At 68.7% G+C, this 26,984-nt stretch carries 23 protein-coding genes; 7 read left to right on the top strand and 16 right to left on the bottom strand.

Annotated features, from left to right (window positions below; genetic code table 11):
- Positions 1–19: 19 nt before the first annotated feature.
- Together AB0L70_RS21145 and AB0L70_RS21140 are read right to left on the bottom strand one after the other, a co-directional pair.
- On the bottom strand, positions 20–1,819 hold the full coding sequence (locus tag AB0L70_RS21145) for an ABC transporter ATP-binding protein (protein WP_363686541.1): 1,800 nt from the start codon (positions 1,817–1,819) through the stop codon (positions 20–22).
- A complete protein-coding gene (locus AB0L70_RS21140; protein ID WP_363686539.1) occupies positions 1,816–3,663 on the bottom strand; it encodes an ABC transporter ATP-binding protein in 1,848 nt (615 codons plus the stop codon). The genes AB0L70_RS21145 and AB0L70_RS21140 overlap by 4 nt, the downstream gene beginning before the upstream one ends.
- Before the next feature lie 149 nt (positions 3,664–3,812).
- Between AB0L70_RS21140 and AB0L70_RS21135 the strand changes: the two genes are divergently transcribed.
- Positions 3,813–4,472 carry a TIGR03085 family metal-binding protein gene (locus tag AB0L70_RS21135; RefSeq protein WP_363686537.1) on the top strand — a complete coding sequence of 220 codons (660 nt, stop codon included), beginning with the start codon at positions 3,813–3,815 and terminating at the stop codon, positions 4,470–4,472.
- Here the strand turns inward: AB0L70_RS21135 and AB0L70_RS21130 are convergent.
- From AB0L70_RS21130 to AB0L70_RS21115, 4 genes are all read right to left on the bottom strand, one after another.
- Positions 4,458–5,057, bottom strand: coding sequence for a VTT domain-containing protein (locus tag AB0L70_RS21130; RefSeq protein ID WP_363686535.1), 600 nt, complete (start codon positions 5,055–5,057; stop codon positions 4,458–4,460). The two genes, AB0L70_RS21135 and AB0L70_RS21130, sit on opposite strands and share 15 nt — an antisense overlap.
- Entirely contained in the window at positions 5,054–5,818 is a 765-nt protein-coding gene (locus tag AB0L70_RS21125) for an MBL fold metallo-hydrolase (RefSeq protein ID WP_363686533.1), read from the bottom strand. The genes AB0L70_RS21130 and AB0L70_RS21125 overlap by 4 nt, the downstream gene beginning before the upstream one ends.
- Positions 5,819–5,821: 3 nt before the next feature.
- Positions 5,822–7,936 (bottom strand): alkaline phosphatase family protein, encoded by a 2,115-nt coding sequence (locus tag AB0L70_RS21120; RefSeq protein WP_363686531.1) that lies wholly within the window; start codon positions 7,934–7,936, stop codon positions 5,822–5,824.
- A gap of 141 nt (positions 7,937–8,077) precedes the next feature.
- A complete protein-coding gene (locus AB0L70_RS21115) occupies positions 8,078–9,376 on the bottom strand; it encodes a family 43 glycosylhydrolase (RefSeq protein ID WP_363686529.1) in 1,299 nt (432 codons plus the stop codon).
- 156 nt (positions 9,377–9,532) lie between these two features.
- Here AB0L70_RS21115 and dacB point away from each other — a divergent pair, with 156 nt between their 5' ends.
- Genes dacB through AB0L70_RS21100 form a run of 3 tightly spaced genes read left to right on the top strand, consistent with a single transcriptional unit; the run spans position 9,533 to position 13,042 of the window.
- Entirely contained in the window at positions 9,533–11,104 is a 1,572-nt protein-coding gene (dacB, locus tag AB0L70_RS21110; RefSeq protein WP_363686527.1) for a D-alanyl-D-alanine carboxypeptidase/D-alanyl-D-alanine-endopeptidase, read from the top strand.
- A 40-nt stretch (positions 11,105–11,144) separates the two neighbouring features.
- On the top strand, positions 11,145–12,095 hold the full coding sequence (locus AB0L70_RS21105) for a GNAT family N-acetyltransferase (RefSeq protein ID WP_363686525.1): 951 nt from the start codon (positions 11,145–11,147) through the stop codon (positions 12,093–12,095).
- Positions 12,092–13,042: a GNAT family N-acetyltransferase gene (locus tag AB0L70_RS21100; protein WP_363686522.1), complete on the top strand. Its 951-nt coding sequence runs from the start codon at positions 12,092–12,094 to the stop codon at positions 13,040–13,042. Before AB0L70_RS21105 ends, AB0L70_RS21100 begins: the two co-directional genes overlap by 4 nt.
- On the opposite strand, the gene AB0L70_RS21095 is transcribed toward AB0L70_RS21100, so the two are convergent.
- Complete coding sequence (locus AB0L70_RS21095; protein ID WP_363686520.1) at positions 13,005–14,075, bottom strand: sigma factor; 1,071 nt, start codon at positions 14,073–14,075, stop codon at positions 13,005–13,007. The genes AB0L70_RS21100 and AB0L70_RS21095 overlap by 38 nt on opposite strands.
- Before the next feature lie 76 nt (positions 14,076–14,151).
- Between AB0L70_RS21095 and AB0L70_RS21090 the strand changes: the two genes are divergently transcribed.
- Positions 14,152–14,739 (top strand): helix-turn-helix domain-containing protein, encoded by a 588-nt coding sequence (locus AB0L70_RS21090; RefSeq protein ID WP_363686518.1) that lies wholly within the window; start codon positions 14,152–14,154, stop codon positions 14,737–14,739.
- A gap of 14 nt (positions 14,740–14,753) precedes the next feature.
- On the top strand, positions 14,754–16,010 hold the full coding sequence (locus AB0L70_RS21085) for an MFS transporter (RefSeq protein WP_363686516.1): 1,257 nt from the start codon (positions 14,754–14,756) through the stop codon (positions 16,008–16,010).
- A gap of 8 nt (positions 16,011–16,018) precedes the next feature.
- Here the strand turns inward: AB0L70_RS21085 and AB0L70_RS21080 are convergent, their stop codons facing one another.
- Positions 16,019–17,626: an MDR family MFS transporter gene (locus tag AB0L70_RS21080; protein ID WP_363686514.1), complete on the bottom strand. Its 1,608-nt coding sequence runs from the start codon at positions 17,624–17,626 to the stop codon at positions 16,019–16,021.
- Complete coding sequence (locus AB0L70_RS21075; protein WP_363686512.1) at positions 17,623–18,132, bottom strand: MarR family winged helix-turn-helix transcriptional regulator; 510 nt, start codon at positions 18,130–18,132, stop codon at positions 17,623–17,625. The genes AB0L70_RS21080 and AB0L70_RS21075 overlap by 4 nt, the downstream gene beginning before the upstream one ends.
- A 201-nt stretch (positions 18,133–18,333) precedes the next feature.
- Here AB0L70_RS21075 and AB0L70_RS21070 point away from each other — a divergent pair, with 201 nt between their 5' ends.
- Complete coding sequence (locus AB0L70_RS21070) at positions 18,334–18,750, top strand: hypothetical protein (RefSeq protein ID WP_363686510.1); 417 nt, start codon at positions 18,334–18,336, stop codon at positions 18,748–18,750.
- A gap of 83 nt (positions 18,751–18,833) precedes the next feature.
- Here the strand turns inward: AB0L70_RS21070 and AB0L70_RS21065 are convergent, their stop codons facing one another.
- The 7 genes from AB0L70_RS21065 to priA form a co-directional block, all read right to left on the bottom strand.
- Complete coding sequence (locus AB0L70_RS21065) at positions 18,834–19,304, bottom strand: MarR family transcriptional regulator (protein WP_363686508.1); 471 nt, start codon at positions 19,302–19,304, stop codon at positions 18,834–18,836.
- Positions 19,301–20,062 carry an imidazole glycerol phosphate synthase subunit HisF gene (gene hisF, locus AB0L70_RS21060; protein WP_363686506.1) on the bottom strand — a complete coding sequence of 254 codons (762 nt, stop codon included), beginning with the start codon at positions 20,060–20,062 and terminating at the stop codon, positions 19,301–19,303. The genes AB0L70_RS21065 and hisF overlap by 4 nt, the downstream gene beginning before the upstream one ends.
- 78 nt (positions 20,063–20,140) lie before the next feature.
- Positions 20,141–21,073 carry a lysophospholipid acyltransferase family protein gene (locus tag AB0L70_RS21055; protein WP_363686504.1) on the bottom strand — a complete coding sequence of 311 codons (933 nt, stop codon included), beginning with the start codon at positions 21,071–21,073 and terminating at the stop codon, positions 20,141–20,143.
- Positions 21,073–22,626 carry a lactate racemase domain-containing protein gene (locus tag AB0L70_RS21050; RefSeq protein WP_363686501.1) on the bottom strand — a complete coding sequence of 518 codons (1,554 nt, stop codon included), beginning with the start codon at positions 22,624–22,626 and terminating at the stop codon, positions 21,073–21,075. The genes AB0L70_RS21055 and AB0L70_RS21050 overlap by 1 nt, the downstream gene beginning before the upstream one ends.
- A gap of 72 nt (positions 22,627–22,698) precedes the next feature.
- Positions 22,699–23,895, bottom strand: coding sequence for a zinc-binding dehydrogenase (locus AB0L70_RS21045; RefSeq protein WP_363686499.1), 1,197 nt, complete (start codon positions 23,893–23,895; stop codon positions 22,699–22,701).
- The gene (locus AB0L70_RS21040; RefSeq protein ID WP_363686497.1) at positions 23,895–26,183 is read right to left on the bottom strand and encodes an HAD-IB family hydrolase; all 2,289 of its coding nucleotides are present in this window, start codon (positions 26,181–26,183) and stop codon (positions 23,895–23,897) included. Before AB0L70_RS21040 ends, AB0L70_RS21045 begins: the two co-directional genes overlap by 1 nt.
- Positions 26,180–26,917 carry a bifunctional 1-(5-phosphoribosyl)-5-((5-phosphoribosylamino)methylideneamino)imidazole-4-carboxamide isomerase/phosphoribosylanthranilate isomerase PriA gene (priA, locus tag AB0L70_RS21035; RefSeq protein WP_363686495.1) on the bottom strand — a complete coding sequence of 246 codons (738 nt, stop codon included), beginning with the start codon at positions 26,915–26,917 and terminating at the stop codon, positions 26,180–26,182. The genes AB0L70_RS21040 and priA overlap by 4 nt, the downstream gene beginning before the upstream one ends.
- Positions 26,918–26,984: the final 67 nt, after the last annotated feature.

The raw sequence follows: 26,984 nt of genomic DNA, 5'->3' as shown, positions 1-26,984 counted from the left end.
CCCGGCCGCTGTGCCTGATCTACACCGCGCTGCGCTGGGCGATCCAGCTGTCGTGGAGCCGCGTGTACACGCCGCCCGCTCCGACCAGCTCCGCGTGGGAGCCGCGCTCGACGATCTCCCCGTTGTCGAAGACCAGCACCTCGTCCGCCGCTTCCGCTGTGGACAGACGGTGCGCGATCGTGACCGACGTACGCCCGGACATCAACCGCTCCAGGGCTGCGTTCACGCGAACCTCTGTGCCCGGGTCGACGGCCGAGGTCGCCTCGTCCAGCACCAGCAGATCCGGGTCGGCGATGTTGGCCCGCACCAACGCGACCAGCTGACGCTCGCCCGCGGACATCGACTCGCCTCGCTGGCCGACCGGCGAGTCCAGGCCGTCGGGCAACGACTCCAGCCAATCCGTCAGCCCGAGCGATTCGAACGCGTCGACCAGCTGCGCATCCGTCACCTCCGGGCGACCGAACCGCACGTTCTCGGCGAGTGACGCGTCGAACAGGTACCCGTCCTGCGGCACCATCACGACCCGCTCCCGCAACGACTCGAACGAGATCTCGCGCGCATCCACGCTGTCCAGCCGGACCGCGCCCGAGGTCGGATCCATCAACCGGGTCAGCAACTTCGCGAACGTCGTCTTCCCCGACCCGGTCTCGCCGACCACCGCGACCCGCCGGTGCGGCTCGATCCGTACGTCGACGTCGCGCAGAACCAGCTCACCCTCCGGGTACGCGAAGTCCACGTCGTCGAACTCGACCGTGATCGGCCCGCGCGGCTGCTTCACCCCCGACTCCCCCGGGTCGACCACATCGGCCGGCGTGGCGATCACGCCGAGCACTCGCCGCCACCCGGCGAACGCACTCTGCGCGTCGGTCAGCACCTGGGTCGCGATCTGCACCGGGTCCGAGAACAGCGCGACCAGGAACATGAAGGCGAGCAGCTCGCCCAGCGTCGCCTTGTGGTCCACGCCGAGCAGTACGCCGACGGTCAGCACGCCCGCGTTGGCCAGACCGGCCGCGAGGCCACCGATCGAGAAGGTCAGGCCGGTGATGGCCTGCGCCTTGGTGGCCTGTCGCCGGTAGTCCTCGATCGTCGTGTCGATCCGGTCCTGCGTCCGCTTCTCGATCGCGTACGCGCGCACCACCTGCGCGCCGACGACCGGCTCGGCCACCGCGGACAGCATCTCGCCGACCTTCGCACGAACGATGCCGTACGCCGCCGACATCGCGCGCTGCAGGTACTTCAAGCTGGCGAACAGCGGGATGAAGCAGATCAGCACCACCAGCGCGAGCTGCCAGGAGTAGAAGAACATCACCACGGTCGCGAGCACCATCTGCCCGATGCTGACCAGGAAGATGAACCCACCGAACTGCAGGAACTGCGACACCGTGTCCACGTCCGACGTGACCCGGCTGACCAGCGCACCACGCCGCTCGGTGCTCTGGGTCAGCACCGGCAGGTCGTGCACGTGCCGGAACGCCTTGATCCGCATCGTCGCGAGCCCGTTCTCGGAGTTGATCGCGAGCCGCACGGTGGTCAGGTACGACGCTCCGGCGGTGACCACCACGCCTAGCGCGCAGATCACGCACATCCAGGCGACGTACGACATGTCCGGGCCGCCGGCCGCGGACAGCCCTTTGTCGATCGTCTGCTGAACGGCGATCGGTACGACGATCCGCCCAGCGGTCATGGTCAGCGCCAGCAGCCCGGTCAACACCCAGCCCTTGGCCAGCTCCGGCGACACCTTCAAACCCTGCCGCAGTGTCTCCAGCCCACCCGCGTTGTCCGCGTGATCCAACCGGCTACTTGCCTCCGCCGTCGTCACGCCGACGCTCCTTCCGCATCAAGATCGTCCAGTTCTTCGGCCAGCTCCGCCTCTTCCTGGCGGCGCTCGGCGTCCTTCTCGTAGGCGTCGACCAGGTCCCGGTAGGCGGCCGACGTCTCCTGCAGCTTCAGGTGCGTGCCCTGCGCCGCGATCCGGCCGTCGTCCAGGAACAACACCTCGTCGGCGAGCGAGATCGTCGCCTTCCGGTAGGCGATCACCAGGACGGTCGTCGCGTGCTCGGCATCCTGGACCGCGGATCGCAGCCCGGCCAGGATCCGCGCCTCGACCTGTGGATCCACCGCGCTGGTCGCGTCGTCCAGGATCAGCAGGCGGGGACGCCGTACCAGGGCGCGGGCCAGCGCGATGCGTTGCCGCTGGCCGCCGGAGAGCGTCGTACCGCGCTCGCCGACCTTGGTGTCCAGGCCGTCGTGCAGGCTCTTCACGAAGCCGTCGCCCTGCGCGATCCGGAGCGCGTCCCAGACGTCCTCGTCGCTGTAGTCGCCGCCGAGGGTGATGTTGCCGCGGATCGTGTCGTCGAACAGGAACGCGGTCTGCGCCACCAGCGCCACCGAGCCGGCCAGCTGGTCCCGGGCGAGGTCGCGCAGATCGACGCCGTCGACCGTGATCGAGCCCTCCTCCGGGTCGATCAGCCGGGTCAGCAGCGTGGTGATCGTGGACTTGCCGGCGCCGGTCGGACCGACCATCGCGACCGTCCGCCCCGGCTCGATGGTGAAGTCGACCCCGGCCAGTACGTCGCGCTCCGGCAGGTACCCGAACCGTACGTCGTGGACCTGCAGCCGGGCGGCCTTCGTCGAGGGCAGCTCGGCCTCGCCGTACTCCATCCCGCCCTCGGCGGTCAGCACCCGCTGGATCCGGTCCCAGCCGACGACCGACCGCGGCAACTCGCCGAGCACCCAGCCGAGCGCGCGGATCGGGAAGCCGATCAGCGTGAACAGGAACGCCACCTGGACCACGTCACCCGCGTCGGCTCCGCCGGACCGCACCCGGCCGACGCCGACCAGCAGCACCGCGAGCACGCCCAGCCGGGGCAGGCCGTCGATCACCGGGTCGAACAGACCGCGGGCCTTGTTCACCGCGATGTTCGCGTCCCGCAGCGCGTACGTCGGAGTCCGGAAGCGCTCGGTCTCGGCGGCCTCCCGACCCAGCGTCTTCACGACCAGCGCGCCGTCGAACGACTCGTGCGCGACCTCGGAGACATCGGCCCGGAGTTGTTGCGCGCGGGTGGCGAGGGGCTGCAGGTAGCGCTGGAAGATCACGTTCGCGACGAACACCAGCGGGAAGACCAGGCAGCCGACCAGCGCGAGCCAGACGTCGGCCGCGAACATCGCGACGGTCGCGAACGCCAGCATCGCGATGACCCCGATCGCCATCGGCAGCGGCGCGATCACGAACCAGGTCGACTCGACGTCCGCGTTGGCGTTGGAGAGCAACATGCCGGTCGAGTGCTGATGGTGCCACTCGAGCGGAAGCTTCAGGTACTGCCGGGTGACCCGGCGGCGGTACGTCGCCTGCAGTCGGAACTGCATGATCCCGGCCCCGACCCGGCGCCCGACCACGCCGATCGCGTTGAGGATCGCGATCCCGATGAACAGCCCGATCAGCGACGCGATCGCGCCGAAGGTGGTGTCACCGCGGTCGAAGGCCGGCCGGAGCACGTGATCGGTGGCCCAGCCGAGTGCCCAGCCGCCGGCCACCGTCATCGCGCCGTAGAGCATCGCGGCGACTACGGAGAAGGCGAAGATCCACGGCTCTTCCCAGATCGCGACCCGCAGGACCGCGAACCCCCGCCGAGTGACGCTGCCCTTGTCGGGGACTTTCGGCATGGGCAAAACAATCTCCAAGACAGTCAGGTGCGAAAACAAGGCAAGACCATGACAACGAATGACATTCTGCCACCCCCTCTCCCCTGTCTCCTTCCCTTATTCCTCAGGTTGCCGGTAGCGGGGAAGGAAAAACCAGTAAGTAGGTGGTGGTGGTTACGATCGAGTATGTGACCGACTACAGCCGGGTAGAACGACTCGCTTTGTGTGACCTCTTCGATGAACTTGGGCCCGATCAGCCCACTCTGTGTGAAGGCTGGGACACCTACGACCTCGCGGTCCACCTCTATGTCCGGGAAGCTGACCCAATGGCCGGCCCAGGCATCATGATCTCCGCGCTCTCCGACACCACTGACCGCCGGATGAAGCGCGCCAAGGAGCGCTACAGCTTCACCGAGGTGGTCGACAAGGTCCGCAACGGGCCGCCCGGCTTCTCGATCTACGCCTTCCCCAAGCTCGGCCACCAGCTGAACACGACCGAGTACTTCGTCCACCACGAGGACGTCCGCCGGGCCCAGCCGTCGTACCAGGTCCGCGAGCTGCCGGCCGATCAGCAGGAGGGCCTGTGGAAGGGCGTTCGGCTCGCCGGGAAGACGATGCTCCGGAAGGCGCAGAGCGGTGTGGTCCTCAGCCTGCCCGACGGTACGACGTCCGTCGCGAAGCGGCCCACCGAGCTCGGATCGGTGACCGTGACCGGCGACCCGGCCGAGCTCGTGCTGTTCTGCATGGGCCGCCAGCGGGTCGCGAACGTCAAGCTGGACGGTGACGCGGAGAACGTCGACCGTCTCCGCTCCGCCTCATTCGGCGTCTGACGCCTTGGCCGCGGCGCGCTTGCGTCGGGCCCGCTGGATCAGCGCGCTGACCACCGTGGTCAGCACCACGAGCACGATCGCCGCGACCACGCCCTGCCACGGCTCGTCGAACAGGACGTATCCGAGCAGCCCGATCGCCATGTAGACCGCCGCCCACAGCGACGACGCGGTGAGGTCGACCAGCGCGAACCGCTCCCACTTGTAGCCCGCCAGCCCGGCCGCGAGCAGCACCGGAACCCGACCGCCCGGGATCAGCCGGGACGTCAGCAACACCCCGATCTCATGCTCGGCCAAGCGATCGCGCAGTGCGTCCAGCGAGGCGTTGTCACGCAACCACCCGACCCGCTTGGCCAACCGCTCGCCGCCGAACCGGCAACCGGCGTACACGATCAGATCGCCGACGTACGCGCCGCCGGCACCGGCGATCAGTACGCCGACCAGTCCGATCGGGTTGCTGTGTGAGGCCAGGACAGCACCGGTCGAGACCGCCGCACCCGTCGGCAGCACCGGCAGCACCGCGCCGATCAGGACTGCGCCGGCGAGTGCGAACAGGTACCAGAGATCGAAGTGCGCGTCACCGCTCATGCGCTCACCTCGGTCGACTCGCCAGGCACCAGGACGTCCACCTTCACCGCGGGATCCACCTCGGCCATCGCGGTCTTGAACCTGTCCCCCGGTGGCAGGAACAGCTCCGGCTTGATCCAGTCGAATCCGATCGGCCAGAACGTCCCGAAATGTACCGGTAACGCCATCCGCGCGCCGACCCGCCGAACCGCCTCCGCCGCACGGACCGGATCCAGGTGCCCAGGACCGAGCGACGGACCCCAACCGCCGACCGGCACCACGGCGAGGTCGACCGGACCCGCCTCCGCGGCCATCTCGTCGTACAGGTCGGTGTCACCGGCGAACCACACGCTCGGCGAGCCTTCGACGCGATACCCGAGGGCCGGACCGGCGTGCGACGACCACGGCAGCCGACGACCGTCGTGATGCGCGGTGATCGCGGTGATCTCGAGGGACCCGATCCGCACCTGGTTGCCCGGAGCAACCTCGATGCACCGGTCCGAGAACGCGGCGCCACAGTCCTGGTGGATCAGCTTGGCCGCACCTCGTGGCACCACCAGCGCCGCGTCCGGCGCCACCATCGGGAGCGACGTGAGGTGCAGGTGGTCGGCATGCATATGCGAGATCAGTACGGCGTCGCACTGTCCGGCCTCGGCGAGCGGGGCCGGACCACGGCGCCGGCGCAGGTGCGCGATCCGGGCCGTCAGCACCGGGTCGGTCAGGAGCCGCGTGCCGTCCGCCTCGATGGTGGTGGTGGCGTGCCCCCACCAGGTGATCCGCACGCTTCAGGCCTCCACACTCGACTCGACCGGTTCCTTCTGGTCCTTGCGCTGCCCCAGCTTCTCCAGCCAGCTGATCAGCAGTTCGTGGACCGCGTCGGAGCCTACGGGAGGCTCAGCCAGGTCCCAACGTGCCGGGTGTACCAGCACCGCCTCGGTCTGCCAGCCGCCGATGCCACCGTGGCAGCCGACCAGCTCCTCGAACGCCGCCACCTCGTGCGTGTAGTCGTCCAACCGGCTCACCACCACGACGTCACCGTTGTGCGGCATCTCCGCCTGCCGCAGCAGCGACTCCGGCGCGAACGGACCGTACGGCGTCAACGGGTCCTCCCCCTCGATCCGGCCGGACCGCAAGACCCGGACCCCGGCCGCACCGATCGCCACGGGTCCTTCGGCCAGCGAGTCGACGACGACGAACCCGATCCCCGGATGGGTCGCCAGGCCAGGGATCAGCTTCGGGTGCAGTAGCTCGATCTCTTCCAGCGGCACCCGGCCTGGCGTGGTCGCGAGGTAGATCAGCGCCAGGTTGCCCGATGACGTGACCACCATCTGCTCGTCGGCGGCAACGGGCGGCTCACAGTCCTTCGGGCCGAGCTCGACCTCGCCGCGTCCGGCCTTGCTGTGCAGGGCCTTCCGGGTGACCGATCCGGCCACGCTCCGGCGCAGCGACAGCTCGGTCAGGAACGCGTTCACCGGCCCCCAGCCCTCGGACTTGCCGACCGCGACCACCGGTTCCTTGGTGGTGTCGACCAGCTCGTCGACGACCTCGCCGAGCGTCCGCCCGTACCGCTGCAGGAAGGTCGAGCCCTGGCTCTGACCGTGATCGGAGAGTACGACGATCTCGTACGAGTGCGGCAGGATGTCGATGATCCGCTGCAAGGCGCCGAGCACGCGATCCAGACCCTCCAGCGTCTGCAGCGACTCCGGCCGGGTCGGACCGGCGTGGTGTGCGACCTCGTCGTAGTCGACGAAGTCGCAGTAGATCACCGGGGTGCCCTTGACCAGCTCGTCGGTGATCAGCGAGACGTTCAGGTCGCGGAGCAGCACGTTGGTGATCGCGCGCAGGAAGACATAGCCGCCGCCACGCTTGACCCGTGGGACCAGGTGGCGGACGCGCTGTCGTCGGGCCTGGTGCAACTCCTTCACGATCTCCGCGAAACACAGCACCAGACCGCGCGCGGCCCCCTGCGGGCTGGAGAAGAACCGGACGTACCCGCGGCTACGACTGTTCGGCAACGCGGCCCGGCTGAACACCAGTTCGCACTTGTCCGCGTCCCCGGACCAGTTGTTGCTGATGCTGACGCCACCGTCGGCGAGCAGCCCTCGCCCGGTCGACATCCGCGTCTCGATCTCGGCCGCGTCGCGGGCCCGGTTCGTCACCATCAACCGGCCGGAGTCCTTCTCGTACCACCGGAACGCCGGGATCTGCCGCGAGCCGCCGTGCAGGATCCCGGCCTGGCTCGCCGGAGTGGTCGCCGGTACGCCGGTATGCCACGGGACCATGGAGTGCTTACCGTCCCGGATCCAGCCGCCCAGGTTGGGCAGGTTGCCGGCCAGGACCATCCAGTTCAGCAGCGGCGCGGACAGCCCGTCGATCTGGATGATCAGCATCCCGGTCTTCGGCGCCGCGGTGATCTTCCGGGCCCGGCGGTGCACGAGCCGCATGACCTCGGCGACGTACGCGTCGTCACTGCCCGCGTACACGATCCAGCCGACGAACGCGCTCACCGACGACATCCAGATCGCGACCAGCACCGGCGCCTCGACGCCGCCGTGCAGGGTCACGCCGGGATCGACGGTGATGCCGAGATAGACGACGCCGAACTGCGAGAGCAGGCCGCCGACCAGGACGCCGATCGAGCCGATCAGGATCGCGACCCCGGCCAGCACCCAGCGCATCAGGATGCTGAAGAGCGCCAGCAGCACCACCAGCCGGAAGATCGGCAACCGGCCGTCACTGCTGATCTGCGGCAGGGTCCAGAACGTGATGATCAGCGAGATGAGCGAGGCGACGCCGCCGTACAGCATCGCCTGCAGGCCCCGGCCGGTACGGCGCAGGTCCAGCCAGACCGGGCGTCGTCGCCGCCGGTCGCCGGACACCTGCTCTGGTGGTTTCGCCATCTGGTGGATCGTGCTCCCCGTCTGTCCCGCTGTGCCCTACGAGAGTACGAGGCCCGGTCCAGTCCACACGCATCACGCCACACCCCGGACGGGACCTTCCCGGGTCCGCAGCCGGGTCCCGCCGGGGAGATCCCTGACCCGTCACTGGACCTCCAGGTAGTCCACCTCCGTGTACTGGTCGCCCTTGGTCAGACGGATCGTGTTCCAGCCGACGTTGAGCGTGACCGACACCGAGCTCTGCTGCCAGTTGTCCCAGCCGGTGACCGGGTAGCTGACCGCACCCTGGTTGTTGCCATTGACAACAAGCCCGTGGCTCGCGGTCGAGGCCGAACCGTTCGCGTACCCGACGTGCAGCATGTAACTGCCCGCTACCGGCGCGAACACCGTGTTCTCCACCCACGAGTCGGCGTAGTCGATGTAGGCAACCACCTTCCCGTCCGAGGCACCGGCGGCGTTCGCACGCACCGAGCAGTGGTTCAGCGTGCCCCGCTCGGCCTCGTAGCGCACCCGGCTCCCCCGGACCACCGGGAAGTCGTTGGCCCACCCGATGTCGGCGACGTACAGATGCCGCGAGCCGTTCACCCATCCGTGCACGAACACCTTGTCCCCGACTACGTCCGCGCCACCCGGCCCGCAGATGTGGTTGTCGAAGGTCGCGGTCGTCATCAACGGCCGAAAGGCGGTCGTCCACGGTCCGCTCAGGCTCGGCGCGGTCGCGTACGACGTGAGGTAGTTGCAGTCGGTGTAGCCGCCGCCCGAGTAGAACAACACGAACTGACTACCCCGTTGGACCAGATCGGGCGCCTCGATCACGCCGCTCGACGTGAGCAGCGCGGAGTTGCCGCCAACCAGGGTCTGGCCGTTGTTCGACGTACGCGTGAGCCACAGGGTCGAGGGCTGGCCGATCGCGTTGCCGTCGTTCTTCCAGAGCAGGTAGCGGGTGCCGTCGTTCGCGACGAAGGTGTTCGCGTCGATCGCACCGCCCTGGTCGAGCGGGCAGATCAGCGGGTTGGTGCCGACCGGGGTGAACGGGCCGAGCGGTGAGGTCGCGGTCGCCACGCCGATGCACTGGTGGCCGGAGGCCTTGTGCCAGGCGGTGTAGGTGAGGGTGTAGGTGCCGTCGGGGTTCGGGTAGACGTCCGGCGCCCAGGTGCGGCCGGGCTGGGCCCAGCCCGCGGACGGGCCGCCGGGCATCGCGTCACCGCGGATCGTCCACGGCCCGTTCGCGCTCGGCGCGGTCGCGACCGGCACGGTGCCGCGGCCGTTGTTGGTCGAGTAGGCGTACCAGGTTCCGTTCTGCTGGAAGACGTCCGGATCCGGGAAGTCCTCACCGACGATCTCGGCCGGGAACACCGCCGAGGTCGTCCGCGCGTGGGCGGCCGGGGTCAGGACAGAGGTGAGGCTGAGTGCGACGGCGACAGCCGCCAGAAGGCGTCTCATGGGGACTCCTCAGGTGGGGGCGGGTACCTGTACGACGAACTTTTCCATCGATTCACCTGGAACGCGAGACCTCAATCGGCCTGATCCCTGGACCCGGGGGCTCGGGAGGTGTTGACTCCCGCTAGTTGATTTCCGCCTGGGTTGAGGGAGTTTCTCGTGAAGTATTTACCGAGAGTGTCGGGGCGCGCGGTGGTCGCCTCCGTCGCCGCAGTGGCGGCGGCCGTCGGTGGGGTGGTCACCCAGTCGGCGGGTGCGCCGACAGCAGTACAGGCAACCGCCTTGCAGCAGCAGCTCGACGGCCTGCTGAACGACAGCCGGTACGACGGCTCGCAGGTCGCGCTCGTGGTCCGGGACGCGACCACCGGCGAGACGCTGTACAACCGGAACGGCGACCAGCGAATGCTGCCCGCCTCGAACACCAAGCTCTTCACCTCGACGGCCGCGATGCACGTCCTCGGCCCGTCGTACCGCTTCCACACCGATGTCCTCGCGACCGCGCCCGTCCGCGGCGGCAAGCTCCGCGGCGACCTCTACCTCAAGGGGTACGGCGACCCGACCGCACTGGAATCCGATTACGTCGGACTGGCCAAGCAACTCAAGGCGGCCGGCGTACGCCGGGTCGACGGTGACCTGATCGCGGACGACACGTACTTCGACCACGTCCGCCTGGGCGACAGCTGGGCCTGGGACGACGAGCCGTTCTACTACAACGCCCAGATCTCCGCCCTCACGCTCGCCCCGAACACCGACTACGACTCGGGTACGGCGATTGTCGAGAGCCGGCCCGGGACTGCGGTCGGTGCGCCTGTGAAACTCACGCTCGTACCGGGCAACGGCGTCATCAAGCTGATCAGCACCGCGAAGACCGGTGCGGCGGGGTCGTCGAACACGCTCAGCATCGAGCGTGACCACGGCACCAACATCGTCCGGGTGACCGGCTCGGTCCCGCTCGGTGCAGCGGTCGGGCAGGAGTGGGTGACCGTGTGGGAGCCCGAGCTCTACGCAGCTGACGTCTTCCAGCGGGCGCTTGCCGCTCAGGGCATCAAGGTCGACGGCCACATCAAGAACGCGGCCACCCCGGCGACGGCCAAGCAGCTCGCCCGGGACGAGTCGATGACGGTCGGCGAACTGATGACGCCGTTCCTCAAGCTCTCCAACAACATGCACGCCGAGACGTTGGTCAAGGCGATGGGCGCGGTCGTCGAGGCCAGCGGCACGTGGTCGGCCGGACTGGGTGTGGTCACGGACTACGCGCAGAGCATCGGCGTCGACACCAGCCGGATCCGGCTCTCCGACGGCTCCGGCCTGTCCCGCAAGGTGAACGTGACCGCTGACGCAGTCACCGACGTACTGATCGGCGCGCAGAAGGAGACCTGGTGGCAGCAGTGGTACGACGCGCTGCCGATCGCAGGTAACCCGGAACGGTTCGTCGGCGGCACCCTGCGCAGCCGGATGCTGAACACGCCGGCCGCGAACAACCTGCACGGCAAGACCGGCTCGCTGACCGGTGTGACGGCGCTGTCCGGCTACGTGACCGACAAGGACGGCCGCAAGCTGGTGTTCTCGATGCTGAGCAACAACTACCTGGACAGCCCCCGCTCGGTCGAGGACGCGGTCGGCGTCACGCTCGCGTCGTGGTCCGACCAGGCCCCGCCGGCCGCGGTGTCGCCGAACAACCTCCGCAGCACCCAGACCAGTTGTGACCTGGAGTGGGCCAAGGCCTGCTAATGCCTTGGACAGTACGGCGGTCGTTCACCACCATGAGTGCATGACCGCCGTACTGCCAGACACGCACAGCGTCCGCCCACCGACGAAGGACGACGCGAAGGCGGTCTTCGACCTGGTCGCCGCCGAGAACATCGCCGTGATCGGGTTCGCCGACTACACGCTCGACGACATGGTCGACGAGCTCACCGATCCGGGGTTCGCCCCGGAGACCGACGGCTGGCTGGTCTTCGACGGAGACCGGCTGGTCGGCTACGGCTCGGTGTTCGGCAAAGGCGACCATCATCAGCTCGGCATCGACGTCATCACCTCGGACCCGGCGGTCGTCGAGTATCTGCTCGGTGAGGTCATCCGGCGATCCCGCGAGATCGCCCGGGCCTACGGACATGCGTCCGTTCTGCTGGACATCGGTGTCTACCGGGCCGACGAGACCCGCCGGGCCTGGCTGGCCGAGCACGGCTTCAGGTCCGGTACGACGTACCACCGGATGCGGATCGACCACCAGGGGCCGGTGGAACCACCCGTGGTTCCGGCTGGAATCACCGTTCGCCGGGGTGTTCCGGATGAGGCGAGCCGACGGGCGGCGCAGGACGTCCTGAACGCGTCGTTCGACGGGCAGTTCGGCTTCAGCCCACGCTCGTACGAGGAGTGGCACGCGGCGCACGAGAACCAGTCGACGTTCGACTGGTCGCAGATCACCCTGCTCGAGCAGGACGGCCGGGCGGTGGCGTTCCGTGAGTGCACGGATCAGTACATCGAAGACGAGAACTGCAACTACATCGGGCGGTTGGGAGTCCTGGCGGAAGCTCGCGGCAAGGGGTTGGCGACGTTCCTGCTCCGCGACCAGTTCGCCCTCGACGCGGCCGCGGGCCGGGCCGGCACGATTCTGCACGTGGACACGAACAATCCGACGCCGGCGCTCGGCCTGTATCTCTCGGTCGGCATGACGGCGTCGCTCGTGATCGACGTCTGGCAACTCGAGGTCGCCGCATGACGCTGCCCGCCGGCTACACCGCGCGGCCGATGCGGCTCGAGGATGCGGCCTTGGTAGCCGAGCACTCCGGTGCGTACACACGAGCCCTGCTTGGGTTCGCGAAGCATAGTCCCGAGGACGTCGCGAACTACCTGCGCGACCCCGGCTTCGACCCGGCCACGGGCGGATGGGTCGTGCTCGACCCATCCGGCGAGTTCGCCGGCTCGGCGACCGCACTGACGACGGCCGACGGCTCGCGGGCACAACTCGAGGTACTCAGCGAGAACCCGGCGATCGTCCGCTGGCTGCTCGACCAAGGGCTTACCCGGGCCGAGACGGTCGGACGGGCCGGCGGGCAACGCGAGGTCGTGGTGAGTACGGCGAGTCTCCGGCAGGACGAGCTGATGCCCCCGATCATCGCCGCACAAGGCTTCGCGATCGGTACGACGGTCCAGCGGATGCGCATCACCTTCGACGGCCCGGTCAAGGATCCCGTGGTCCCCGACGGAGTGTCCGTACGGCGTGGCGCCTTCGACGACTCGAGTCGCCGCGCGGCTCACGCCGTACTGGAGGAGGCGTTTCGGGCGCAGCCCAGCGCGATGCCGCGGCCGTACGACGAGTGGAAGGAATCGCGGGAGAGCCGGTCGACGTTCGACTGGTCGCAGCTGACCACGGTCGCACTCGATGGGCAGGCCGTCGGAGTGACCGAGTGCAACGACAACTTCGTCAGCACCGACAACTGCGGGTACGTCGGCCGGCTCGCCGTCGTACCGTCCGCGCGGGGCCGCGGGTTGGCCAAGTTCCTTCTGTACAACGCCTTTGCGGTCGACGCGACCGCCGGCAGGTCCGGCACGATCCTGCACGTCGATAGCAACAACCCGACTCCAGCCGTCGCGCTTTACACCGCGGTCGGCATGCGTCCCGACGTGGTCAGCGACATCTGGCGGCGAACGATCCAGCTGGCCTGACGCAGCCGCGTCCCTTCAGTACGACCCGCTCACCGGTGCTGCCGGCGTACACCGTGCGACTCCCGAGCAGACTCTTCAGGTCGAGCCGGAGGCTGGTCGGTGCAGGCCCCGGGGCCGTGCATTGGTGACCGTCGTTATGGTCCGAGTCGATGCCGTACCGGTACGCCGCGATCCGGACCGAGTAGGCGTCCTGGGACAGGATCCGGACGACCGTGTTCGGCAGGCAGGGCTCGATCGCGACCTCGTCGGGTTCGAGCCCGACGGTCAGCACCGACAGGTGATCCGGATCCACCTGGGCCGACGTCACCCCGATCTCACCGCGCAGAAGGATCTTCGTCGTACCGATCTTGTACTGCTTCGGGGCCGGCCCGTCGATCAGGTACTGCGGCATCTCGAGGCCGATCGTCGGCTCGGTCTCGGCCCTCGGTAGCCCGAGAAACGCGCCGGCCCCGGCCACGAGCACGACCGCGGCAACGGCGGCGGACACGACGTACCGCCGCCGGCGCCTCTCCCGGACAGCCTGTTCGACGTCCTCGACCGGCGGCGCCTCGGCCGGCGTCCGCGCCTCGACGTACTCGGTCAGGTCGAGCCCAGGTGCAAGGACCCGCCGGGCCTGGGTCAGCCGGGACCTCACCGCGCCGGTCGCGAGTTCCAGTTCCACGGCGATCTGCTCGACCGGCAGCTCCACCACGTCATGCAGTACGACGACCGCCCACTGCTCCGGCGTGATCCGTGCCTGTCCGTCTGCCGGTCCACCACCACCGGTCAGCCTCGCCAGCGCCCGGGTCACCACCTGCCGCCGGCGCAACCGCTCGATCATCGCCCGCACGGCGACCCCGCGAACCCAGGCCTCCGGGTCCTCGTACCGGCGGATCGCATCCCACCGGCCGAGCAGTTTCACGTACGCGTCCTGGGCCACCACCTCGGCGTCCGCCCGCGATCCCCCGATCGACACCAGCACGCCGATCAGCCGCGGCCAGGTCCGCCAGTAGAAGGCAGCCATGTCCGCAACTGGGTCGCTGTCGTCCTGCACCCGCCCAGTGTCTCGCCGTACCCCACGTCAGCGACAGGGGTTGCCTCCCGGAGATCTGAGAGATTACTCTCGAAACATGTCTCTCAGAAATCCGTACGGCGATTTCGAGATCACCGACCCGCAGGCGATGCGGGCGCTGGCTCACCCGGTGCGCCTGGCTGCGCTCTCCTGGTTGCAGAAGAACGGCCCGGCGACGGCGACCCAGCTCTCGGAGCACGTAGGCGCCTCACCATCGGTGACCAGCTGGCACCTTCGGCACCTGGCGAGCTTCGGGCTCGTTGCCGACGGGCCACCGCCGAGCGGGACGGACCGGCGGCAACGCTGGTGGAGCGCGGTCGCGCACGGGTTCCGGTACGACATGCCCGACACTCCGGAGGGCGCCGTGGCCGCCGGGCTGCTCCGGGCCGAGATGATCAAGCAGTCGCTCGGCGCGGCCCAGCAGTGGCTGGCCGAGACCGAGCCCGGCCTCGATCCCGAGTGGACCCGGGTGGGCGGATCCGCGAACACCCGCCTGGTCATCACGCCCGCGGAGGCCGAGGAGATCGAGACCGCGATCGAGCAGCTGCTCGCGCCGTACGTCCAGCGTCGCGACAGCGGCGAGACGCCGCCGGGCGCCGGCTCGGTCCGCTACCTGCGGATCACCTTGCCCGAAGCAACTATCTGAACCGGGGGAACGCCATGAGCACCCTGTCCGCCACCAGTCTCTGGCGGGACCGCCGCTTCCGGACCTTCTGGTCCGCGCAGGGCGTGTCCGAGTTCGGCGACCGCATCACCGAGCTCGCGCTGCCGCTGATCGCCGTCACCATGCTCAACGCATCCCCCAGCCAGGTCGGCTTCCTCACCGCGGCGGTGTGGGCGCCGAACCTGGCGTCCCTGTTCATCGGCACCTGGGTCGATCACCGCCGCGACAAGCGACCGCTGATGATCGCCGCGGACCTGGCCCGGACGATCCTGCTGCTGTCGCTCCCGGTGGCGTATTGGCTGGACCTGCTGACCCTCGGGCAGCTCTACGTGATCGCGATCCTGACCGGCATTGCGGGCGTCGTGTTCGGGACCGCCTACGCGTCGTTCTTCGTCCGGCTGGTCGGACGGGATCAGTTCCTCGAGGCCAACAGCAAACTGTCGGCGACCCGGTCGATCTCGTTCATGGGCGGTCCCGCCGTCGGCGGCCTGCTGATGCAGTGGCTGACCGCGCCGGTTGCGATCCTCGTCGACGCGTTGTCGTTCGTGTTCTCGGCGTTCCGGATCAGCCGCCTCGACGTCACCCCTGGCGAGGCCGACGAGACACCGGAGCCGCTGCTCACCCGGGCCCGGGCCGGGATGCGCTATCTGCTCAAGCATCCGTATCTGCGCCGCAGTCTCGCCTGCTCGACCACGGTGAACTTCTTCAACCTGATGGGGATGGCGCTGCTGGTGCTGTTCGCCAGCCGCGACCTCGGGCTCTCGGCCGGCACGATCGGCCTCGCCTTCGGGATCGGCTCGTCCGGCGGCCTGCTCGGCGCGGTCGCCGCCGCACCGCTGAGCCGGATCATCGGGGCCGGCCGACTGATCGCGGCAGGAGCGGTTGTCTTCCCCGGCGCGATGGCGCTCGTACTGCTCGCCCAAGGACCGCAGTGGGTCCGCGCGGCCGCACTGGCCGCCGGCATGTTCATCGCGACCTTTGCCGTCATGTGTTACGACATCCCGAACAACTCGATGCAGGCCGCCGTCACCCACGACTACATGCGGAGCCGGGTGTCCGGGGCCTACAGCAGCATCAACTACGGCATCAGGCCGCTCGGCGCGGTCGTCGGAGGGTTGCTCGGCACCTGGATCGGTGTCCGGCCAACCCTCCTCGTCTCCGCCGCCGGCGGCCTGCTTGCCGTCCTGTGGCTGATCGGTTCACCCAATATCCGCACCCATCGGCTCGACGGGCTGGAACCACCTGAGTTCTAGTCGTGCTGCTAGTCGTGGACCGCCCGGTCGGCGAGGTCCTCGACGTCGTCGACCTTGGCGACGGTCCGGCGCAGCGGGACCTCCTTGATGAAGAACACGGCGATCAGGCTGACCAGCGAACACGCGGCCGCGATCAGGAAGATCCGTCCGGTCGCGTCGCCGTACGACTGCCGCACCAGCACGGCCAGCTGCGGCGGCAGGTGGTTGACGTCCAGCAGGCTCGTGCCACCGGATCCGCCCTCCTGCAGCTTCCGCGCCGCCTCGGCGCCACCAGGTCCGCTGAGCAGTCCGGTGATGATCAGGTCCTTGACCCGAGCCGCGAGTACGGCGCCCAGCACCGCCACGCCGACCGCACCACCCAGGCTGCGGAAGAACGAGACCGTCGCACTCGATGCGCCGATCTCCCGGACGTCAACCGTGTTCTGGACGGCGAGGACCAGGTTCTGCATGGTCATACCCATGCCGAGCCCCATCGCCAGCATGCCGAGACCGGTGTACCAGTACGGCGTGGTGTGGTCGATCGTGCCGAGCAGGACCAGGCCGATCACCAGCAGGATCGCGCCACTGACCAGGTACCGCTTCCACTTGCCGTAGCGGGTGATCATCTGCCCCGAACCGATCGACCCGAGGAACGAGCCGAGCATCATCGGGATCGTCAGCAGACCGGCTTCGGTCGGGCTGTAACCGCGGGCGATCTGGAAGTACTGCCCGAGGAACAGCGCGCTGCCGAACATCGCGACACCGACCGCGACGCTGGCCACGATCGCCAGCGCGGTGGTCCGCTGCTTGACGACCTTCAGCGGAACCAGCGGCTCCGGGGTCTTGCTCTCGACGAGTACGGCGAGGCCGCCGAAGATCAGCGTGCCGCCGACGAACAGGGCCGACTGCCAGGACAACCAGGCGAAGTCCGTGCCGGCGAAGCTGACCCAGAGCAGCGGGAGGCTCGCGGCGACGCTGATCAGGATCGCACCGAGGTAGTCGATCCGGACCTCACGCTTGAACGTCGGCAGGTGCAGGTACTTCTGCAGGATCACCAGGCTGATCACAGCCAGCGGTACGCAGACGTAGAAACACCAGCGCCAGCCGAGCCAGGAGGTGTCGACGATGACGCCACCGATGAGCGGGCCGCTGACGGTCGCGACCGCCATCACCGCGCCCATGTAGCCGGAGTACCGGCCGCGGTTGCGGGGCGGGATCGCCGCGCCGATGATGGCCTGCGCCAGCGCCATCAGGCCGCCCATCGCGAGGCCCTGCAGGACACGGGCGCCGATCAGGAACGGGACGGTGCGGGACAGGCCGGCCAGTGCGGAGCCGATCACGAACACCGAGATCGCCACCTGCACCAGCAGCTTCTTGCTCATCAGGTCGGCGAGCTTGCCCCAGATCGGGGTGGACACGGTGGTGGCCAGCAGGCTCGCGGTCAGCACCCAGGTGTACTGCGTCTGGGTGCCTTCGAGGTCGGCGATGATCGTCGGCAGGGCATTGCTGACGATGGTCGAGCTGAGCATCGCCGTGAACAGCGCGGCGAGCAGTCCGATCAGGATCTCGAGAATCTCGCGGTGGGTGAGTTCCGGCGCAGCGGGCATTTGCTGCTGCCGGGTCTCGGTGACAGTCATCGGTCTCCAGTCGATTGAGAGCGCCTCACGACCTTGTTGGCCTCGGTGATGGCGAGTGCGACCCGCTGCATGGTCTGGGCGGCAGCGAGCAGCGCGTCGTCGTCGAGGTCCGCCAAGGCGGCACGAAGTTGCTGGGTGTAGGACGAATACATGGCCTCCAGCTGGGCCTTGCCGCGTGGCGCCAGGCTGACCAACCCGACCCGGGCATCGGCCGGGTCCGGCCGACGGCTCACCAGGCCGTCGGCTTCCAGGGCGGTCACCTGCCGGCTCACGACCGACGCGTCGACACCGAGTTTGGCGGCGATCTCGCCACCTCGCTGCTCGCCGTCCTTCAGCAGGACCTTGAGCACACTCGCGTCGGCACGACGTAGGCCCGCGTCCGGCATCAGCTGCCGGTGCTCGATACAACGAACGGCCCGGATCAGCGAACTGACCCCTTCGAGCACTTCCTGAGCCGCCGTATCCCGCTCCACCCCCGGGACGTGGGGTTGCTGGGCTAGTTGCATAACTCAACTATATACTCGGATAGTTGGTTTCTGCAACCATCTGCGCAGACTGCGGCGCAATGAACACGCAGTGTCACCGGTCCCTCCGAGGGAGCCCGTTCACCCGTCCGAGGGAGGTCGCGGGGTTCGCGCGGACGACACCATGGCACTCGCGAGCGGATCGCAGCAGGTGATCCGCCACGAGCACTGGAGCACCGCACGATGAGAAACGGACGACGCGTCGCCCGTACCGCCCTGATCACGACTGCCGCGGCAGTCGCAGCCGCAGTTCTGGTCCCGACGGCCGCCCAGGCCGGAACGAACGCGACCATCGCCACTGTCTGGGACCGCTACTGCAACAACGGCATCGCGGTGGAGGCGTGGTTCTTCCACTACGGCGACCAGTTCAAGGTCAGCGATGCCTGCGCCGACGGTCACTCGGCCCAGCTCCAGGTCGACGTCGAGCCGATGGCCGGCCCGAACGGTTACGACTGGACCTACACCGAGTCCGGTGGCTGGGGTGCCGAGCACGAGTTCCAGCGCGACTACCCCGAAGGCCTCAAGATCTCCATCCGCGCCTGCACCTCCGAGGGCTCCCGGGCAATAGCCTGCGGCACCTGGCTAAACGGCACCACCTAAAGCTGCCGCCCTGGGCCCCTCCTCATCCGTCGTCGGCGCCCCCTCCTCTTTCCTTTCTTTCCCTTTCTTTCCTTCCTCCCCTATCAGGACAGGTCGTCGTTCAGGCGGGCGAGGAGGCGGCCTAGGTCGGCCAGGTCGGTCGGGTTCCAGCGGTCGAGGATCGCCCGGAACTCGGTCTGCCGCTGGGTGCGCATCGCCTCGAAGCGCTCGGCGCCGGTGGTGGTGAGGCGGAGCAGGCGGGCGCGACCGTCGTCCGGGTCGCCGACGCGTTCGATCAGCCTGAGCGTCTCCAACTGGGTGATGCCGCGGCTGACGGTCGACTTGTCCAGGCCGAGGACCTGGGCGACGTCGGAGGCACGGACGCCGGCGCCACCGCTCGCCGTACCGAGCTCGATCTGGGAGATCAGCGCGTAGCCGGCCGCGTCCATCTCCGGGTGCACGCGGCGGGCCAGTCGCAACGACGCCGACCGGGACCGCCGGAACAGCGCGGACAGTTCTTGCTCGATGGCTGCGACCAGTTCTTCTGATCGCTCGGTGTGCACCGGCGAGCTCACCGGACCACGATCCCGGCGTCGCGCAGCGCCTTCTTGACGTCGGCGATCCGGAAGTCGCCGAAGTGGAACACACTCGCGGCCAGTACGGCGTCCGCACCCGCCTCGACCGCGGGCGGGAAGTGCTCGGGCTCCCCCGCTCCCCCGCTCGCGATCAGCGGTACGTCGACCACCGCGCGAACCGCCCGGATCAGCTCCAGGTCGAACCCCTGTTTGGTGCCGTCGGCATCCATCGAGTTCAGCAGGATCTCCCCCGCGCCGAGTTCACAGCCGCGCTTGGCCCACTCGATCGCGTCGAGTCCGGCCGACCGCCGGCCGCCGTGCGTGGTGACCTCGAACCCACTCGGCTGATCCGCGGACCGCCGTACGTCGAGGGACAGCACCAGGACCTGGTTGCCGAAGCGGTGGGCGATCTCGCGGATCACCTCGGGACGCGCGATCGCGCCGGTGTTGATCCCGACCTTGTCCGCGCCGGCCCGGAGCAGCCGGTCCACATCGGCCGCCTCGCGGACCCCGCCACCGACGGTGAGCGGGATGAACACCTGCTCGGCGGTCCGCCCGACCACGTCGTACGTCGTCTCGCGCGAACCGGAGGACGCGGTGATGTCGAGGAAGGTGAGCTCGTCGGCCCCCTCCGCGTCGTACACCTTCGCCATCTCGACCGGATCGCCGGCGTCCCGCAGGTCGGTGAAGTTCACGCCCTTGACCACCCGCCCGGCATCGACATCCAGACAAGGGATCACCCGCACAGCAAGAGTCACGGGCAAAGGGTACCCAGTCGAGCTATGACGCCCGAAGAACCGTGGGCCGTGGGCCGCGGTTCTTCGGACGTACCGGGCTTATTTCCAGGCGCGGCGTTTGGAGCCGGCGGGGGTGATGGGGCGGGTTGACTCCCAGACTCGGCGCCAGCGGGCTGCGTCGGGGCCGGACTGGGACGGGGATGCGCCGGTCGCTACGCGGCGGCGGGACTCGTACCACGTGGTCGACTCCTCGTCGAGGAGGGCCGAGACCGCGGCGGAGATCCGGGGCGCGAAGTCGCGCGGGCTCTCCCCGTCGGCCGGGCGGAGCGGATCGCCGTACCGGACGGCGACTGTCGGGCGGCCGGGGACCGGCCAGCCGCGGCCGCGCGGCATCGCGGCGAACGAGCCCTTGATGCCGACCGGGATCACCGGCACACCGTGCTCGACCGCCAGGTACGCCGCGCCCATCCGGAACCGCTCCATCCACCCGTCGGGTGAACGCGTGCCCTCGGGGAAGACGACGACGTTCCAGCCGTCCGCGAGCAGGTCGCCCGGGGTCGCGCTGAGCTTGCCGCCGCGGCGCTCGATCGGGAACGTGTTGAACACGATCGCCGACGCGGTCGCCCGCCACCAGGTGTCGAAGAAGTAATCCGCGGCGGCGGCGACGGCGGTCTTGCGGCGCATACCGTCCGGCAGCGTGCAGAGCACCAGCGGTGTGTCGAGGTGCGACGAGTGGTTCGCCACGATCAGCGCGGGACCGCCGACCTTGAGCAGCGAGTCGAGCCCGCTGACCTGCGGGTTCACCTCGAATCGCAGTACCGAGTTCAGCGCGCCCTTCTGCAGCACCTCGCGGACCGCGATCGCGGCCGGGGTCCGGGCCCACTTGGTCGGAAAGACCGTGGACTCCTTCGGCACCACGTACGGCTCGGCCGAACGCGGCACCTGCGGCCGCCTACCCCAGCGCCAGCCGCGCGCGACCTGCTTTACGTCCTTCGCCGTGTCCCGGCTGAACTTCACCAGGCCGGTACCCATCAGCGCACGTCCGCGAGCAGGTGCGGCGGGTTGTGCAGGTAGGTGATCGACGGCGACCGGCCGACCGAGTGGCTGACCATCTCGAGCGCGTCCTGCAGCGTCGACGCGGACCGGAAGCCCATCCGCTCGACCGTCTTGCGGTTGGCGCCGACCCAGACGATGTCACCGCAGTGGTCCAGGGCGTGGGAGATCCAGTACCACATGTAGAACGGGTGCACGCCGTGATACGCGTACGACGTCCGGTACAGGTGGATGTACCACGGGTCCTCGGCGTACTGCTTCTCGAACTTCGCCTCGATCGTGGCCGGGTCGGTCGACTCGGACAGCACCTCTTCGAAGAAGTCGACGTACGACGGGTGGTGCAACTGGCTGAACTCGTAGTCGACCGGGTGGTAGAGGATCACCGCGCCGTCCTTGCGGACGATCGGGTTGCCCCGGTAGGAGTTGAAGTAGTAACCGAGTCCCATGCAGGCGGCGAGGATCGGGTTCATCACCGAGTTCACGTTGTACGGGCCGATGAACGGCACGCCCATGATCGCTACGTCGGACTGGCCCTGCACCTCGACCATGTGCTGGCGGTGCACGTTCTCCAGCGTCTTGTCGTGCACCGGCTCGATCTTGCCGGCGTGGATCCCGGTCAGGCCGTAGTTCGACCGGACGTCGGTGAAGATCTTGTGCCGCAGCTTGGCCGGCGCCGCGGCGAGCGCGCGCTTGGTGCCGAGCATCGAGGCCTGGTCCTTGATCGACCATTCCCATTCACGCTTCTGCAGGAACTCCAGCGGCCCACCGAAGATGTCGTTGTTCAGCGTGGTCTCGATCTGGAACACCTTGACGTGCTGGGTCAGCACCGAGCCCATCCGCCAGGCCGACTCGTGCATCTTCGAGGCCTTGTGGTCCATGAAGGAGCGCGAGTGGATCATCGTGTGGCTGTTGTGGTGGTGCTTCAGCGACTTGTACGACGCCAGCCCGATCGACGTCGACTTGTGGCCGCCGTCCATCGCCACCAGGTTCACGTTCACGTAGACGAGCAGGTCCGACTCGGCCGCCCGCTTGGAGATCTCGACGTCCTCACCGTGCTTGGTCTGGCCCAGGTGGGTCAGGTTCGCGGTGTCCTCGGCGTCGAAGTTGTACAGCTTGCCGTCGGGGAAGAACGACCGGAAGACGCGCTCGCCGACGATGTCGCGTAGCTCGTTCGGGGTGAGCCGGCGGTGCAGCGCGTTCGCCGAGATCAGCTCGACGTCGTCCACGCCGGCGGCCGCGGCCAGCTCGAGCACCGCCTCGATGATGCGCTGGCGGATGTCCGGCTTCTTCATCGGCGGCAGCGGGATGGAGATGTCGTCGAACGCGATCGTCAGCCGCATCCCGGCGAACAGCAGCTCCGGCAGCGGCTCGGACTCGAGCGGGTTGAGCAGCGCGTTCTGGATCGACTCCTCGACATCGCGCACCGGCGGCAGCGCCTCCGGCGGGTACACCACCCGGGTCCCCAGCGGGAAGCGCTCCAGCAGGAATCCCTCACCGTTGTGGACGAGCAGCGGCGGAGTCCGGTCATCCACCTCAAGGACAAACCCTGGCCGAGACATGTCAGAACCTCTCTCGTCGTACGTTCAGCCCCAGTGACGGCGCCCTCATGAGGCCCTCACATCGAAAGCAACCTTGACCGTGCCGAGTCGGCCGGCCGAATGCGCGTGGTCGATCGCCTCGCGCCAGCGGTACAGCGGGTAGCGCGCCCCGACGATCCCGTCGAGCGGAGCTTTCGCGGCGAGCTCCAGTGCGGTGTCGAACGCAGGCCGGCCGTTCGGCTCCTCCCGCGCGGACGCGTAGGTGCCGGCCAGCTCCAGCTCGCGGAACCACACCGGTGACAGGTCCGCGCCGGTCGACGGCATCCCGGACAGGACGACCCGGCCACCGGCCTTGGTCACCCGGAGCACGGTGTCGATCGAGTCCTTGCTGCCGACCGCGTCGACGGCGATGTCGACCCCGCCGAGCAGGAACTCCTTGGCCATCTCCGGCTTCAAGCGGAACGCACCGGTCGAACGCCGTACGCCGCGGAAGACCTCGTCGGGCGCGACCACATCGCTGGCACCGAACGCGCGCGCCAGCTCCCGCTGCTTCGCGTGCTTGGCGACGACGGTGATCCGGCCCGCCTGGGTCAGCTCGCGCAGCGCGAGGGTGGCGAACAGACCGACCGCACCTGCGCCACTCACCAACACCGACTGACCGGGCTCGACGTTCGCCCGCAGAGCGGTGTGTACGGCGCCGGCGAGCGGCTCGACGAGTACCGCGCGGTCGTTGGTGAGTGCGTCAGGTACGGCGTACAGCTGGCTGCGGTGCGCGATCATCACGTTGCCCCAGCCGCCACCGGTGTCCTTGCAGAACCCGGTCTGCAGACCCGGCGCGACGTGGCCGACGGTGATCCGGTCACACCGGTTGGTGTGGCCGGAGGCGCAGCCCTCACAGGGCTCGACGCCGCGAGCCGCGCAGGTGAGGACGCTGTCCATCACTACCCGCGTACCCTTCGGCAGGTCTTCGCAGTCGTCGAGCAGTTCACCGACGACCTCGTGGCCCGGTACGAACGGCATCGACACCATCGCGGAGAAGTACAGCTTGGTCGACCCGGTCACCATGCCGAGGTCGGAACCGCAGATGCCGGACAGGATCGGGCGGATCCGCGCCCAGCCTTCCCGCTCGGCCTTCGGCTCGTTGATCGTGACGAGGCGCAGCGGCGCGGCCGGCCCGGTGAGGATGCCGGGGATGCGGCCGCCGACCGCCTTGGCCGCCAGGAACTTGGCCGGCGACCGGTACATCTCGAGCGCGAGCATCATCAGGCTTTCACTCCCGGCAGCTCCAGTCGGGACGAGGTGGACGGGGTCTTCCAGTCGACGATCTGCCAGCGCGCGGCCCGGGCAGCCCGGAACAGCGAGACGTCCGGCGAGACCGCGACCGGGTTGCCGACCGTGGTCAGCATCGGCAGGTCCGAGTGGCTGTCGGCGTACGCGAAGGACTTGGACAGGTCGATGTTCGTGCCGCGGGCGCGGTGCTTGATCCACGCGGCCCGGGACTCGCCGACCAGTGGCGGTCCGGACAGGAAGCCGGTGCAGCGGCCGCGGTCGTCGACGGCCAGTTCGGCCGCGACGATCTCGTCGAACAGCGGCTCGAGCGGCCGGGTCAGCGGCCGGACCGCGCCGGTGATCAGGATCGTCTTGTGCCCGGCCGCGCGGTGCTCACGGATCCGTCGTACGGCGGCTCCGCTCAGGCGCTCGAGCACGTGCTCGGCGAGGATCTCGTCGACGATGCGATTCAGCTCCTCCAGATCCGCGCCCTCGTAGCGGCGGTAGATCGTGCGGAGGAACGTGCCGCGGTCCTTGCGCTCGGCCGAGATCAGCTTCGGCAGGCGACGCAGCATCGCGCCGACCTCGCCGACCCGCTGGTGGCTGTCCAGCTCGGGCAGCCGCATCCACAGGTAGGTCTCGATCACGTTCGACGACAACAGCGTGCCGTCCATGTCGAACGCCGCGATGATCTCGGAATCCTGCGAGGGCTCGACCTTCTTCAGTATGCCGGCGGACTCGGCCAGCGCCTTGTTCCGCTTCTTGCGTACGACGTCCAGCCGCCGCATCGACTCCGTGACACTCGGGCAGTGCAGCTCCTGCAGGTAGTACTGCCAGTCGACGACCGCCGTGTCGCAGGCGAACTTCTCCCGGTCGTCGCCCTCGAGCGAGTTGTGCAGCGCGAGCACGTTGTCGTCGATGAACTGCAGTTCGGCCTGCGCGTACTCGGCGTACAGGTCCATGTAGCGGCGGAGGAAGTCGAGCCGGCGCTTCTGTACGTCGAGCTCGCGGGCGTACTTGCGGACCCGTTCGCTCCGCGGCACCGTCGTGATGATCTTGTCGGCGATCTTGTGGGCCTTCTCGCCGTACCTCAGCATGCTCTCGACCGAGTCGCCGCCGGGGAACTTCCACACCGGCAGCCGGACCGCGCCGCGCTCGCCCAGGTCGAAGGGATGCTTGGAGAAGTAGGCACGGACTCCGGCGTACAACTGCTCGAACGTCAACGGGTTCCGGGCGCCGGAGCCGATGTGGTAGTACTCCGGCTTGCTCAGCTCGGGCTCGGTCGCCATCACCGCACAGATCGCGCCGACCACGTGGTCGACCGGGATGATCTCGATGACGGAGTCCGGGGAGGCCGGGAACTCGGGCAGCTCGCCGCGGCCGTAGGCCAGGATCAGCGGCTCAGCCATCTTGAAGCCCTCGATCCAGCCCGGGTGCGGGCTCTGCACCGCGGACTCGATGATGGCCGGCCGGACGATCGAGGTCGGCAGCCGGTTCGAGAACTCCTCCACCACGCGCTCGCCGAGCGCCTTGGTGAACGTGTAGCAGTCGGTCCAGCCGAGGCTGCGGGCGCGCTCGGTGCCGGTCTCGACCAGCTTCTTCGCGACCCACTCGGTCCGGCGACGCTCGGTGTCGGCGGCCGCGGTCAGGTGACCGGCCCGGCGGTGCAGCTTCTCCGACTCCTTGCGGAACTTGGACAGCATCGGCGCGGACCGGGACTGCTCCTCGATCCGGGCCTTCATCGCCATCCCGGCGTCGGCCTCGGTCCGCCAGTCGACACTGTGCTCGACCGCCGCCTCAGGGATCGCGCCCCGGCGCCGGCCAGCGGTGTAGGCGGTGGAGATGTGCACGTAGTGGACCGGGCGTTCGGTCTCAGCGATCCGCTCGAGCAAGCTCTTGGTGCCGAGCACGTTGGTCGTGAACGCCTCGTGGATCGGCGGGTCGAAGGAGACGTCGCCGGCGCAGTGCACGACGATGTCGAGATCCTTCGGCAGCTCGGGTACGTCGGACATGTCGCCGTTGATCACCTGGATCCGGGCCGCGCTCAACGCCTCGGCGTCGGCGTGCTCGGTGCCCTCGCCGTAGAACGGCTTGAAGATGTCCTTCTTCAGCAGCTGCGCCATCCGGTCGGTGCCGGTCAGCGAACCCTTCGGGCGGATGATCGCCACCACGGAGGTCCCGGGCAGGTCGCCGAGGATCCGGTGCAGCAGGGCCTCACCGACGAATCCGGTGACGCCGGTGACCAGGACCTTCTTGTCCTTGAGCTTGTCGGCCAGACTCACTTGTCGCCTCCACGCGTGAGCTCGAGTGCCTCGGTCAGGGTGAACGCACCGGCGTACAGGGCCTTGCCCACGATCACGCCTTCCACGCCGTCGTCGACCAGCGTGCTCAGTGCCTCGAGGTCGTCAAGGCTGGAGACGCCGCCGGAGGCGATGATCGGCTTGTCGGTGCGTGCGCACAGGTCGCGGTACAGGTCCAGGTTCGGTCCCTGGAGCATGCCGTCCTTGGTGACGTCGGTGACCACGTAGCGCTCGCAGCCGGCCGCTTCCAGCCGCTCGAGCACCTCGTACAGGTCGCCACCTTCCTTGGTCCAGCCGCGGGCCGCCAGGGTCCGGCCGCGGACGTCGAGGCCGATCGCGATCCGGTCGCCGTACTGCTGGATGATCCGGTCGCACCACTCCGGGTCCTCGAGTGCGGCCGTACCAATGTTTACCCGCCGGGCACCGGTGGCCAGGGCCGCCGCGAGCGAATCGTCGTCGCGGATGCCGCCGGACAGCTCGACCTGGACGTCCACTTTGGCGGTCACCTCGGCGAGCAGTTCGCGGTTGCTGCCGCGGCCGAACGCGGCGTCCAGATCGACCAGGTGGATCCAGTCCGCACCGGCCTCCTGCCACGCCATCGCGGCCGCCAGCGGATCGCCGTACGACGTCTCGCTTCCGGCCTCTCCCTGCACCAGCCGAACCGCCTGCCCGTCCGCCACATCGACGGCAGGCAACAGCACCAGGTTCTCCGACATGGCCCACACCCTAGAGGGCGATCCGGAAGGTTTCGTAACCCACTGCCCCGCTGAGTCGTTGAGATCC

Source organism: Kribbella sp. NPDC051952 (genome assembly GCF_040680855.1).
GTDB lineage: Bacteria > Actinomycetota > Actinomycetes > Propionibacteriales > Kribbellaceae > Kribbella.
The sequence above is the reverse complement of the archived record's forward strand: the minus strand, read 5'-3'. Positions and strand labels throughout refer to the sequence as shown.